The sequence below is a fragment of the Lacrimispora indolis DSM 755 genome, from assembly GCF_000526995.1.
Classification (GTDB): Bacteria; Bacillota; Clostridia; order Lachnospirales; family Lachnospiraceae; genus Lacrimispora; species Lacrimispora indolis.
This window is the reverse complement of sequence record NZ_AZUI01000001.1, coordinates 2,736,878-2,749,899: the sequence shown is the minus strand read 5'-3', so window position 1 is coordinate 2,749,899 and position 13,022 is coordinate 2,736,878. Positions and strand designations below refer to the sequence as shown.

The following is a 13,022-nucleotide window of genomic DNA, read 5'->3' as shown; positions in this document are numbered from 1 at the left end:
AATCATAGCTTTCTGTTTGTTTTATACATCTTCCCATTCAAAAAATCGTATATTCCCCATGCAATATACCTTATTTTCATGCCATATCTAATGCAATAATAACAGTACATCACGAGAGTGTGAATATAGGGAATTATTTTACTGCTGCCCTTATAGTATTTCTTAATAAAAAAATACTTATTTCTTACCATATAATATTGAGTGGTACCCGACATTTTCTCAGTTTTAGATGTACTGCTGCTCACCTTATGGTAAATAACAGCTTTCGGCACATAAAAAAGCCTTATCCCTTTCTGCTGCAGACGTTGACAGTAATCAGTATCCTCTTCATATAGAAAGTAACTTTCGTCAAGTAATCCTATATCACGTACCACTGGAGCCGGGATACACATGCAACAACCGCTTATGAACGAAACCTCCACCGGCTGATCCTGGATCGGCTTCCACAGGGTTCCCATTCCCGCCTGTGATACTTTAGCAGTCCTTAAATCGTAATATCCGCCTGCATACCACACTTTTTCTTTATCGTCTGCATAAAGAATGGTACTGGTCCGTACTGAGCCCTCAGGAATATCCGCCGCTTCCATCATTAAATCTTTCAGAAAATCTGGTTCCACCAGTGTATCATTGTTAAGAAGAAGGATATACTCAACTCCCAATTCCAAAGCCAGATGGATGCCAGCATTGTTTCCGGCAGAAAAGCCTCTGTTTTCAGTCAGCTCCAATAGTTCAAAATCATTTTTCTTTTTTTTATCACGCAATGAACTTAAGGAATAATCTGAGCTTCCATTATCAACTACAATAATTTTGTAATTGCTGTACGTCATTTCTTTCAGACTGGCGATACATTCTATAGTATCTGCGGCGCCATTATAGTTCACTAATACGATTCCAACGAATGCCTCTTTCATCGTTCACTCTTCATTCTTTCTCATATAAGCATTTTAAAATTTTTTCGCTTTTTACCCAGCTGAAATTCCTTTTTACATATTCCCGACTTAAACGGGATAGCTCCAGACATTTTTTCTCATCCTTAACCAGCTTCAACACTTTGTCAATATACTCTTCATCCGTCTCTGCCAGTGAAATTACCTCGCCGTCTTCATCGATGCCTTCCGCTCCTACCCTTCCCGTAACGACCGGAACTCCGAGAGCCAGACTCCTTAATACCTTTACCTTAATTCCTGCTCCTAAAGTTAATGGAAATACAGCCACCTGTGCTTTCCGCATATATTCATCCACATCTTCAACAAATCCTGTTATATGAATAAATTCATTTTGCTCTTTTTTTAATGCCTCTGACGGCTGATTACCTATAATATAAATATTTAATTCAGGGATTATTTTTTTTAGTATATACCCAATTCTTATGAGTCTTTGCGCCGCCAAATAATTTTCTTCCCTGCCCATCTGGCCCAAAAAGCAGATATTTGCATACTCCACATCCCTTTTTTTTTCTGATGGCTTTGAATGAACATCCTCGATTCCATAATAGGGATTAAGTACACGTATTTTTTCGATGCGGTATAAATCTTTTAACAGTCTGCAATCTTTTTCATTAAATGTAAGTACCTCATCCGCACTTCTGCAGTAGCGTCCCTCCCACAATCTTACTTTCTTGTATTCCCATTCATAGTACAGGCGCTTGAGGCCTCTGCTGCCCTCTTTTTTTCTCACATATGACTGGACCGTAATATCATGCGCTATTAAATGAACCTTTACCAGGGGAAATATCTTCTTTATCAGCCCTATATACTGACCCATGGATGAATATTCAGCATGAACCGCCTCAATATGATACCTTTTTATATAGTAAATCAGTTTTGCTGCAAATCGAAAAGAGGTTCTTGCTGCAAAATAAGCCGGTAAAAATGGCTCCAACATTACATGTAATGCCCGATTCCATTTATGAATGATAACATACCAGCAGTGTTCTCTTTTCTCTGAAGCAGCCAATATTTTATCGTAATTAGAAGCAACAAATGTCAGAATATATACGTTATGATTCTTTTCAAGGCTTTCAATTTCTTTCCCCATACATACCCCGCCGGCATGATTCGTCTCCAGAGAAGGGTAATAGGGCGAGATGTGCAGTATATTCATCCTGATCTCTCCTGTATTCTCTCAACTATTTCCAGGCACTTTTCCATGGAATTCATATAAGCATCTTTTGAAAAATTCTGCAGATAACACTGACGGACTGTCTCTTTAGATTCTTTTCCTATCACATTTTCCGCAATTTTCTGTGCGGCCGTATCTATATTTTCATAATTACAATTATACCCTATACCATTATCTTCAACCAGCTGCCAGGTATCACCCTTAATATTATTAATCAGACTCAATCCCGCATATAAGTAATCCACAGACTTCATTGTAATACCTACACAAACGGAATTCTTCATGATATTCAACCCGTAATCACAATCCGCCATTACTTTCATCTTTTCTGACTCTTCATATATAGGACCGTAAAAGGCCGTATCAATCCCAGATGAATCCAACGCATTCGTTAATTCTTCTCTGCTTTCTCCATCGCCAATGATACTGAGCTTAACTGTTTTGTGCTTTTGTATACACACCAGCAGCTTTACCATAAAATCAATATCAATAATATGATTAATTGATCCCAAATAGCAGATATGAACTTTTTCGTCATACTCTCTCGCATGCAAATCAACCATCTCTTCCGTTTCCCGTGGCCAGTATACATTTAATACAGGCATCTGAATAAGATGATCTTTCAATACTTCTTGATATAATGTACATTCTGTTATAATTAAATCTGCATATTTTAAATTGTCGTTTCTTAGTTTCATCCATATACTGAATGGCCATATCTTTTTTGCATAGTTAAAAGGAAGAGATTCAGGCCACAAATCAAGAATATCAATAATTAGCCCTTTATGATACTTTCTCTTAAGTAATGCCATATATTTTGCCAGCGAATTCGCCGGTACCAGCACATAAATAATATCAAAATCTATATGTTTTAAATAGGCATAAACTTTTTTTGAGAAATCGTAATGAGAATACAGCCTTTTCAAAGATAGATTTTGTTTATAAGGAATCGTATCTATAAATACGGTGTTATTAATCGGCAGACGACCTTTTCTTTTTTCTCTATGAATGAAATCCGATAAAATCAAACAAACCTGATACCCCTGGCTTGCAAAAAAATCCGAGACCATTTGCACACGAGGTTCGTAGCTGGAGGAATTGGTAATAATTGCAATCTTCATAGCTTCTCTTTTCTGACCATTTATTCCTGGCTTTCATTGCTTTTTGCTGAAATAACTGTATCATTCGTTTCACTGATAATCTTAGTAGCGGCCTCTGCCGAAAAGCCTTCCGTACTTTCCTTCATGAATAGAATCTTGATTGTCTTAAAGATGATTTCTATATCCTGTAAAAATGAATAGTTTTGAATGTACATCAAATCCAACTTGAGCTTATCGTATGCTGACGTATTATACTTGCCATACACCTGCGCAAATCCAGTCAGCCCACCCTTTACCTTCATTCGGTATCTAAACTCCGGTATCTCCTCTGTATAAAGTATTACATGCTCAATACGCTCCGGCCTGGGTCCTACAAGGCTCATATCGCCCTTGATGACATTAAAGAGCTGCGGCAGTTCATCAATGCGGTATTTACGGATAAATGCGCCTACAGGCGTAATCCTGGGGTCACTGTCCGTGGCCGGAATTGAGATCCCCTCTTTTTCTGCATCTACAATCATACTCCTGAATTTACAGATAGAAAAAACCTTTCCATCCTTTGTACAACGGTCCTGAAAGAATAGCACCGGACCTTTATCATATAATTTTATTGCCAAAGCAGTTATCAGCATTATAGGCGAAAGTAAGACAGCCGCAGAAACAGATAATATTAAATCCACTATTCTTTTGATAAAACGCTGTTCAAATGTCAGTCCGTCATTTCTCGCTAAAATTAACGGCGTATCAAAAAAATGCAGGCTTTCCGCGCTCCGGATTATAATATCAGATATCTTGGGCGTAGCGTATACCCTTATGGATTCTCCATAGCAAAACTTGAGAATAGAATTGCGGATATGAGATGGAATATCACATATGACAACGCCTTCATATTCTTTTATTTTCTTCCGAATCACTTTTTCTCCTACGGAAATATGCAAAGACTCACCGATGGCAAACCGGTCTGTCCTGTCATTTATTTTGTCCATAAATACGGATATCGGGCGCTCTCCGTATACCAACAACACTTTTCTGGGTGGATACAAGGTCCGGTATAACTTAATTGCAAGAAAGCTCCAGACTGCAATAACAAAAAAATCCGCGACCGTCATCCAAAATAATGGAATGATCGATTGAAAATGCTTTGTTAGTAATACTATGGGAATATACATAAGTCCATTGGTGCAGATCGAGGCCAGGGTCTGGGCATACACTGCTTCATATGTTTTCATATAACCAAGCTTTAACGCCCCATACATATTACTGAATACAAAAAGGGCAAAGGCATATACAGTTGCTATAAAATAATGCCCTAAGCGCACATATGGCCATTCCATCTTAGGATTATAAAAATTAACCCACACATAGGCAAATAACAGCATTTCTATCGCTATCAGAACCATGCCGGCAGCAAAACGAACCAACCTTTTGTACTGTTCATAATTACTCATCTTATTCCTCTAATCTTCTGACACAACATTTCTGCTTCCTGCTACCCCAACCGCTATTAATACGATAAATACTGGTGTCGTTATTGGTATACTAATGTTTACAACTGCTTGCACTGCATAGCAAATCATTGCAAACAGTATAGCCATCACATATGAATCTTTTATTGCATTTTTAACCATCTGAATTCCTGCACCGACTAAAATCAATACATAAGATGCCAGGCCGAAAGGTCCCATTGTAATAAAATATTGTAAATATTCATTATGAGCACTATCAAAATATTCGTTATACTTTGCTAACGATTCGGCATATCTCCCTGACGATAAAATCATAACCCCAAAGGTGTCCGGACCATAGCCAAATATCTTATGGATTAAAGGCTGCTTTCCATAACATTCAAGACCAATTTTCCATATATAACCTCTATGGGTACCCCACTCATCATTAAAAACCAAATAATCTCCCAGTGCCCCATAGCGTTCTCCGTGCCCTGCAATATTGGCGTCATATAAGACATACAGCCCACATAAAAATAATGCTGCCAGGAAAATGGCCCAGGAAACTTGCAGCTTTATTCCGTATTCACCATTACTCTTTCGGGTAAAATCATACAAATAAATGATGCAACAGATAATAGTAGCTGCAACCACAATATACTCTAATTTACTGTAACCAGAAAGTTTTTCTAAAATGCCGCTCATTTGCAGCACATGATTTGGCATTACTTTATTTACAAAGTCTACCACATAAATAACATATAAAAATGTAGTCAGAGTAAGAATGTATCTCTTCACGCCAATTCTATTTTTAAACAACCATATTGGTAAAAAAGCAAATAAGGCTCCAATAGCTAAGTAAGCATTATCACTAAGGCCCATAATAATTGCAAAAAACGAAATTATCATACAAGCAAAATACCAAATTGTCTTAGATAACGACTTCGCACTTACAAATAAAACTGTTGATATTCCCATGACCATAGCGACATATGCAGTATATGTATTTATATTACCAATTGTAGATGCAAACATATTATATTGATTACTAGCTATGTTTTTCTTAAATCCAAATATATCAAGCATAAAATAATCTGTAATACCAAACAAACATACAAGCATTGAAGCAAATAAAAACAGTTCAACTAACCATTTGCTATAACGAACTCCTTTGCTAATCATAAAATACACCAGACCATAGATTAACAAAAGAAACAGTCCTGAACATCTGCCCTCATTTCCCCATAACGACTCATATTTATAATCGGATTGCAAAGTTGAGATAGTAGCAATTATACAAAAAAAAATCATTCCTTTATCTGTCAAGTTAAAGCGACTAAAATAGGTAATCTTTATTAACTTCCTAATGTTACCATCACGAATTATCATACACGTAATTAATAGTAGTAAAATAACGGCCATTGAAATCACAGTTATATAAAAGAATTTGTATTTTACTACTAAAATATCAAAATAATAGTCATGATAATATAAAGGGAATATTGTTAATAACAAGACTGTAAATATAGCAATTGCATTACCAATCAATTTTATTTCACTATTTAAGGCCACACCATTATCGATATTATTTTCTGACATTACTCCATCTCCACTTTTTATTGTTTATAATTAGTATATCAACCTTCTAACAGTATATCATCTACTATAAGATAACGCAACTTCATGAATATGGAAAAAGGCAGTCTTATTCTTACACTTTCTTTAAACATCTTATAGCTTTCCTACTTTTTCTTTAATATTCTTTTATAGCTTCAATCATCAAACTATCTACTCCGGAACTAACCCAACTACTCTTAACCAGTCGTGTTTAGGTGTATACACCTAAATATTAATATCTCGTAAATCTTAAGATTGATATTTATACGTTTCGCAACAAATAGAGTATATAATGGTCTCGTCACAAAGCTAAACCATCTTTTTTACAGTTATATATCCGCCTAGTTTGAGGAACTTTACGATAAAAATCTTATTACAACTAAGGTATATATAAGGGTCATCTTCCCGTTATTAGTCTCACCCAACCTTCGGTATGGAACCTCATTATGCAGAATTACTTTACGACATCTGCAAACGGAACTCGAAAGCAAGTAACAAAAAGAGGACAAAATCTGGACTGGTAATATCAAGAATCTTAGTATTACAGAATTTGTGAAATGCTTCAGAGCATTCCAGTTCTGAAAGAAAAGAAATTCTCTACACCTACAAATACGATATCTATAGCAAGGAGGGTCGCATCATCGAGTTAAAAGCATTAAAGAAGGTTTCCATATGAATCCAAAATTTAAATGGCCCAGATACTCCATTTTGTATCATAAGAAAGACACGGGTGAGGCTGAAGCTTATTTGACACCCTAAATAGAACATGATATATTCAGCATTGTCTACCGGACCAAGGCCATTGTTCAGAAATACCTTCAGATATTTTTACTGGTTCAATCAATAAGTAAAACTTTTTCCTGTCTCTGATTTTGGCGACACTTGATTTTGATTGGCTCTTATCCACTCAAATAGACCTCAACCAGTGCTTTTGTTACTAAACTGACACTGACTGACCAGCTCCTCCGGGGACAGGCCTGCAAATGCCTCTTCCAGTTTAAAGATTGCTTCAATCTACTCCAGCGTCTGATAAGCAAACGTGTCCTTTGCTTTTTCTTTGCTTAGTGACTTGACGGTATCAGCAAAACGACGGCGGGTGCGAGACCAACAGCCTGCGATCTCTAAATTCTCCCGTTCGTTTTCCAGGGTGTGGTATACCTGATACCCATCTGTCACACAGGTCCCCTTATACCCTTTGAGGAATTCCCTCGGTTGACCGGCGTTTCGGGTCTTTTGATACTCGTACAGAACACTGGGCAGTGAGTCATATAGTTTCCCCGACCAATACACCCACATATAACTCTTGGAGCCAGCCTTTCTTCCACCTTTATTGACCAGGGCGGGGGCTCATCTGCCTGAATGACCGGGCAGCTGCATATTTCCCTATGAATACGGTCATAAAACAAAGACAGGTAACGTTCTGCACACTGAATGGTCCAGTTTGCCACAGCGTGCCCCCTTGGGTATGTTCTGCCGGGATAGATGGACCTCATTGCGGGCAAATTCCTGCATTAATTGGTACAGAGGAATGGCATTCACGTATTTCGAGTTCATGATGGCAGTTTCTAAAGACGGAGCCACGACGCTGTTCCGGAGAAGGTCATGAGGGCGTTTTTCCTTTACCATGGTCTCATTGTCCTTTCCGACATAAACTGCTACATGGTGTTCCAGTACTTTAAAAGTTTTTGGGTGAAAATCCAGACGCTTATAAACTTCATCCGACAGTCATTTCCAACCGTCTTTGCAGAAGATCTGCTCCAGCTGTTCTTCACTCAGCTCATGCAGAACCTCCACGGTCTCAATGCCTTTTGAATCTTTCTCTCGTTTTCCCTTCTGTTTACGGCGTTTATAGGTTCAGGGAGAAATTCCCTCTATCTCCGGTCCACAGTCGTCACCTGATCGGCAATGACCCCCGCCTCATTAAAACAATCGTTCATGCTTAACTGCCATCGATTTTCAGCCTATCACTGGAACGTCCGAAACGTTTCTGGTTCGCAAGGGAAAGCTGTTCAATCAGAAGCTCCACGTTCCGGTTCAGCTGGCCCATCTGCTCCTGCATGGATAAAAAGAGCTGCACAAGCACCTCTTTACTGCATTGATTCAGTTGTACTTCTGTAAATGTGTTGGCCATGTCCGTCCACTCCTGATTATGATGGCTTTATTATACTATACAAAGTAGAAAAAGCGAATCTAAGAATCAGAAGGTATCAAGGAAAGGAGAAAAGTCAAGGCATCCTCTTGTTGATAAACGGCTTTCTTAAAAGAAAGTACGTTTTTCGTCCCCAAACTTTTTCTCTGTTTTGCGCAAACTCATAAAGGTCTCTTTCGCTAAATCCCCTTGATCCTCTGCGCCGTTTAATAGACAGCCCCTACATCAGCCAGGTGTACTGTTCTGGAGTAATAGCAAGGACTTACTGCTCATTGCGGGGCCACTGGAAGCGGCCGGCCTCCAGCCTCTTATAAAGAAGTAAAAATCCATCCTGTTCCCATAAGAGTCCTTTGATCCGGTCAGTTCTGCGTCCGCAAAAAAGGAACAGAATGCCCGTCTGAAATGGATCGAGGAGGAACTGTTTTTTAACCTGGGCGGAAAGACCGTCAATTTCCCAGCGCAGATCCGTATAACCGCAAGCAAGGAATACCTTGTAACCTCCACCAGCATCATTAAGCATGTTGCACGAGCTGGATCAGTTTTTCCAGCAGCTCTACTGAAATCAAGTTCCTTACTTCGATGGAATAGTCACAAAGCACAGCACAGCATCCAGTCCATTTGAGTTTCCCGCAGATGATACGGTGGGAGGCTTGGCAATGACTGGGGCAGGCCTGGCGGACACGGCGTAGCCGATAATAGTAGTTGGCTTTTGTGATACCATGATCATGGCACCAGGCAGCTACAGATACATCTTTCAGGCGCATCTGGTATTCATGGATATCGGCATCCCATTGCTGAATGCGGTATACCTCAGTAATCATACTGGTTGTGGAATTCATTGGGATCCTCCTGACCAGTATTAAAAGGTCAGGACTCAACTTTTAATACCAAGTAATAATAATTGAGTTCATTATCTCAAAATGGTCAGGAAGGATAGTGTCAATTTTGAATAATATAGTTCTTTTATTAAACTTCAGATTCTTTCCTTCAATAAAAAACTCCAAATACTGAGAATAAAATATTCATCAGAATTTGAAGTTTATGATTACTTTCCTGCGATAACACATCTATAGACCTTGCACCCCCAAAACTTATTAAAAGCCAGAATATAGGTGTGACAATAGGAAGTTGATATTTACAATGGCCTGAATACTATACATATAATGCCATAATATATGGTGACTATCTTTGCAATAAAGACATCTCCTTACATTTTCAAATATAAAAACTAAATAAGATATCAAACCCGCAAGTCCAACCGTGATTAAAATATGATGATATTCATTATATGCACTTTCACATAATTGATTATAGAGATTATTTGCAGTTTTTTGATTTACTAAAATACCAAAGGTTTCAGGCCCTAATCCCACAATTAATGTGTTACAACTGAATAATTAAAAAGATGGAAATACCATTTCTGTGTTATATTCTAATTGCCAAACCAAAGCAGAAACAAAAGAAGGTATCTCCACATGGCTAGTATAACGCAAGATATGAGATTTCGTCCATCACTCCTTAACTATGCAAAAAAACATGGAGTCTCTAAGGATTCCATCAAGTACAAGACCAATCGACAGTATATCTCCCCCTGGAATCAGCGCTTTGACGCTCCATTGAGTCCCTCAGAGAGCACTCCAGGCAACCACTTCATCATCCCAACCAACATTCCCTTGAGGAAATCAAGTTGATTCTGGATATACGTAAGCACAATCCTCATGCTAGCCTAGTTGTTTTCTGGGTGAAACTTATGCAGTGGGGATATTCATGCTCAATTCCTGGCTTATATTGATTCCTCAAAAAACAGGGCAGTGGCTATTAAGCCTCCTAACCTGCCCGATTTAAATACATTCAGACCGACAATGGCTCGGAATTTACGACTCTCAGGAAGAAACCGACCCTGTTTCAGGTTCATATAGAACAGCATACCATAACTTATAAGCTGATCCCGTCATTTACACCCGGTATAATGGCAAGGTTGAATGAAGCCACCGCAAGGACAATGAGCGTCTCAATGCCACCCATACATTTTATAGCTTTCAAGATTTTGCTAAGAAACTAAAGCTATACAACAATAGGAGCTATACTGCATTCCTATACCCCAACTATTGGCAAAGAACCTATAACACATATTCAAGATTCAAAAAGGAGTTGCACACTGGCTGAACGAATTCAGCAGTGTGCAACTCCTTAAATTAATCACTAATTTGCAATAAGATACAATTAGTCTTCTACGAATACGTAATTAATCTTCTCACCAGTCTGGTTGTAGCAACGATCATTACCATCTTTAGCCTTAGATTTGCTCTTCTGTACGCTACCGCTGGTATTTACTAACTTGTAGCTGATCTTAGCAGCAGCTGCTGCATCATTATCAACTTCATAATATTCAGTCCAATCTTTTCCACTTGGAACTCCTGGTGTCGTTACATAGTCCTCATCAACGAAATCATCTGTTGTCAAGATTGAATATTTAGGTGTGGCCTCTGACTCATCAATCTTTATAACTGCATATTTATCATCTTTCGCTGCACTTAAAAGCATTCCTGATAAGTAATATTTGCTGTTATCAACACCAGTCTTACCAGCGCCCTTATAGCTACCAGATTTATTGAACAAGAAGTTGAAAGACTCGCCATCGATGGAAACAGTCTGCTTGTTGGTCTTCATAGAGCCATCATCGCCTGAACCAAAGTAATAGCAGTAATATTCTTCACTTAACAGTTTATTAGCACTTTCCTTAAAGTTATCTTCTGTATCAAACTTTGCATCGCTGCGGGTATCATCAGCTAAAAGTGATTCAATCTTAGTTGTGCTTCCATCTTCAAATTTGATAAATTTCAGACCATCTTTCATTCTACCATAGGTATCGAATGCATATTTCTTACCATTGATAGTCTTGATCTCAGAAGCCACTAACTTACCGTCTTTATCAGAATAGTACCAAGCATCTTCATCATCATCATACTTGCCTTCATACAGATTCTCATCCGGTACAACTTTGAACCAGCCCTTGGTTACTCTAGCACCATCTTCTGGTGTACCATAATATCTCCAGTTTCTGGTGTAATCAGCAGTACCCTGGCTAGCTGTTGCAGTTGTTGGTGTAGCATCATAAACTATCCATTCTGCATTCATACGGCCATATTCATCAAAGCTGTATTTTTTGCCGTTGATGGTCTTGCCCTTCTCGTCAGTCAGCTTCTTGCCATTACTCTTGAAGTAGAACCAACGTGTCTGATTCTCATCATCAAAAACATTGCTGCTGGACTGACCCGCTGAATCTGTCTCATAGTTATTATCTACGATATCAAGATAAACCCAGCCAACCGTCTGTGCACCGTCGTTCTCGTCTCCGCAATAGTAATCGCCTTCCTGCCAAGCTTCGTCGCCAGTCTTTCTCTCGCCATCTGTACCAATCCAACCGAATAACATCTTTCCTTCATCATTAAAGAGATATTTCTTTCCGTTGATAGTCTTGAAAGTAGCGTTGCTGCTGCTGCTGGAACTCTTATAAGCTTTACCGTTGGATCCAAAATAGTACCAGTTATTTACTGGTTCATCTTCGTCATCTCCATCGTAATCTTCGTTCTCAACAGAAACCCACTTATTGGTTGACATAGCACCGTTCTCATCTACATAGTAGTAGTTGTCGTTGTATTCAACGACAGCATCGGTAGCCATTTCGCCATCTTCGTTTAAGTAGAACCAGTTATCTCCTGATTTCTCCCACTTTTCTGTCTCTAAGTCGCCGTTCTTGTCATAGTACACCCATGTACCGTTTTCTTCCTGCCAGCCTGTTGCTGCGAAAGAGGACATGGAAGCGCCTAATGCAAGCAGTGCTGCTGTAGATAAAACAGCAACTAATTTGGTCTGCTTTCTCATAATTAATGCACTCTCCTTTTTTCTTTTTGAAATACTTTTTCGAAATTCCTAATTGCATTACGAGGTAATTATACTTCCTATAATGGAAATTATCAATACCTTTTTTACTTTTTTTGCATTTTTTGCAAAAAGAAAAAAATATTTACATTTCCTCCAGAAGCTATCAATTCCTCCATCACATGGAATAGTATAATACATTTTTTAGGAAAATGCTATAACATTTCTCTGTTCATTTTCTTACATAATCATTACGAAAATTATTTTTTGTAACAAAATTGTATTTTTATAAGTACAATCCTGTTTTTAAAGGCTTATTCTGAGATATTCCCTTTCATAAAATACTATTAAGAACGGAGTCCAGCCGTTAGATGCAAAGCTTTTTCCAGACAGTAACCGGCCACTTCCTTTTCTATATAACAGCCCCTATACCCAACAAAGTCAAACTATATATCAGATTAAACCATATCATCATAATACCTCATCAAAGACCTGTTCCCAGGTCACACCTACAGTCTATTAGCAAATTAAATTATCAAAATCTATCATCACACTCTCCTGTCACAATCCTCTTTCGAACCTTTCTATCACAGTCTTCTTTCACAATCACATAATAATCTTCCATCTATAATCCCCTATTGCAATTTACCATTCCAATGGTATAATGTTCATATATTTACAATAATCGCTACATTTGAACATTCTACA

The 13,022-nt window shown here is 38.3% G+C and carries 10 protein-coding genes; all 10 read right to left on the bottom strand.

All coding sequences use genetic code 11. The features are described 5' to 3' along the window. Window positions 1-2: 2 nt before the first annotated feature. Entirely contained in the window at window positions 3-911 is a 909-nt protein-coding gene (locus K401_RS0113165) for a glycosyltransferase family 2 protein (RefSeq protein ID WP_024293390.1), read from the bottom strand. A 10-nt stretch (window positions 912-921) separates the two neighbouring features. After that, complete coding sequence (locus tag K401_RS0113160) at window positions 922-2,103, bottom strand: glycosyltransferase family 4 protein (protein WP_024293389.1); 1,182 nt, start codon at window positions 2,101-2,103, stop codon at window positions 922-924. Next, window positions 2,100-3,242, bottom strand: a complete 1,143-nt coding sequence (locus K401_RS0113155) for a glycosyltransferase family protein (protein ID WP_024293388.1) — start codon at window positions 3,240-3,242, stop codon at window positions 2,100-2,102. The genes K401_RS0113160 and K401_RS0113155 overlap by 4 nt, the downstream gene beginning before the upstream one ends. Window positions 3,243-3,262: 20 nt before the next feature. Continuing rightward, window positions 3,263-4,669 (bottom strand): sugar transferase, encoded by a 1,407-nt coding sequence (locus K401_RS0113150; protein ID WP_024293387.1) that lies wholly within the window; start codon window positions 4,667-4,669, stop codon window positions 3,263-3,265. A 9-nt stretch (window positions 4,670-4,678) separates the two neighbouring features. After that, window positions 4,679-6,265, bottom strand: coding sequence for an O-antigen ligase family protein (locus K401_RS0113145; protein WP_024293386.1), 1,587 nt, complete (start codon window positions 6,263-6,265; stop codon window positions 4,679-4,681). A gap of 1,032 nt (window positions 6,266-7,297) precedes the next feature. Beyond that, on the bottom strand, window positions 7,298-7,621 hold the full coding sequence (locus tag K401_RS32425; protein WP_278246389.1) for an IS66 family transposase: 324 nt from the start codon (window positions 7,619-7,621) through the stop codon (window positions 7,298-7,300). 601 nt (window positions 7,622-8,222) lie between these two features. Then, entirely contained in the window at window positions 8,223-8,414 is a 192-nt protein-coding gene (locus K401_RS31855) for a hypothetical protein (protein WP_024293384.1), read from the bottom strand. Between the two features lie 280 nt (window positions 8,415-8,694). Continuing rightward, window positions 8,695-8,952 carry an IS66 family insertion sequence element accessory protein TnpB gene (tnpB, locus tag K401_RS34215; protein WP_084492878.1) on the bottom strand — a complete coding sequence of 86 codons (258 nt, stop codon included), beginning with the start codon at window positions 8,950-8,952 and terminating at the stop codon, window positions 8,695-8,697. Next, a complete protein-coding gene (locus K401_RS31240) occupies window positions 8,945-9,271 on the bottom strand; it encodes a hypothetical protein (RefSeq protein ID WP_024293383.1) in 327 nt (108 codons plus the stop codon). Before K401_RS31240 ends, tnpB begins: the two co-directional genes overlap by 8 nt. A gap of 1,384 nt (window positions 9,272-10,655) precedes the next feature. Beyond that, a complete protein-coding gene (locus K401_RS0113120) occupies window positions 10,656-12,317 on the bottom strand; it encodes a PspC-like choline-binding domain-containing protein (protein ID WP_024293382.1) in 1,662 nt (553 codons plus the stop codon). Window positions 12,318-13,022 lie beyond the last annotated feature (705 nt).

Bases quoted from the DNA above. Each gene is read 5' to 3' on its own strand.
- K401_RS0113165 (WP_024293390.1), bottom strand. From the start codon at position 911: ATGAAAGAGGCATTCGTTGGAATCGTATTAGTGAACTATAATGGCGCC.
- K401_RS0113160 (WP_024293389.1), bottom strand. From the start codon at position 2,103: ATGAATATACTGCACATCTCGCCCTATTACCCTTCTCTGGAGACGAAT.
- K401_RS0113155 (WP_024293388.1), bottom strand. From the start codon at position 3,242: ATGAAGATTGCAATTATTACCAATTCCTCCAGCTACGAACCTCGTGTG.
- K401_RS0113150 (WP_024293387.1), bottom strand. From the start codon at position 4,669: ATGAGTAATTATGAACAGTACAAAAGGTTGGTTCGTTTTGCTGCCGGC.
- K401_RS0113145 (WP_024293386.1), bottom strand. From the start codon at position 6,265: ATGTCAGAAAATAATATCGATAATGGTGTGGCCTTAAATAGTGAAATA.
- K401_RS31855 (WP_024293384.1), bottom strand. From the start codon at position 8,414: ATGGCCAACACATTTACAGAAGTACAACTGAATCAATGCAGTAAAGAG.
- tnpB (WP_084492878.1), bottom strand. From the start codon at position 8,952: ATGCTTAATGATGCTGGTGGAGGTTACAAGGTATTCCTTGCTTGCGGT.
- K401_RS31240 (WP_024293383.1), bottom strand. From the start codon at position 9,271: ATGAATTCCACAACCAGTATGATTACTGAGGTATACCGCATTCAGCAA.
- K401_RS0113120 (WP_024293382.1), bottom strand. From the start codon at position 12,317: ATGAGAAAGCAGACCAAATTAGTTGCTGTTTTATCTACAGCAGCACTG.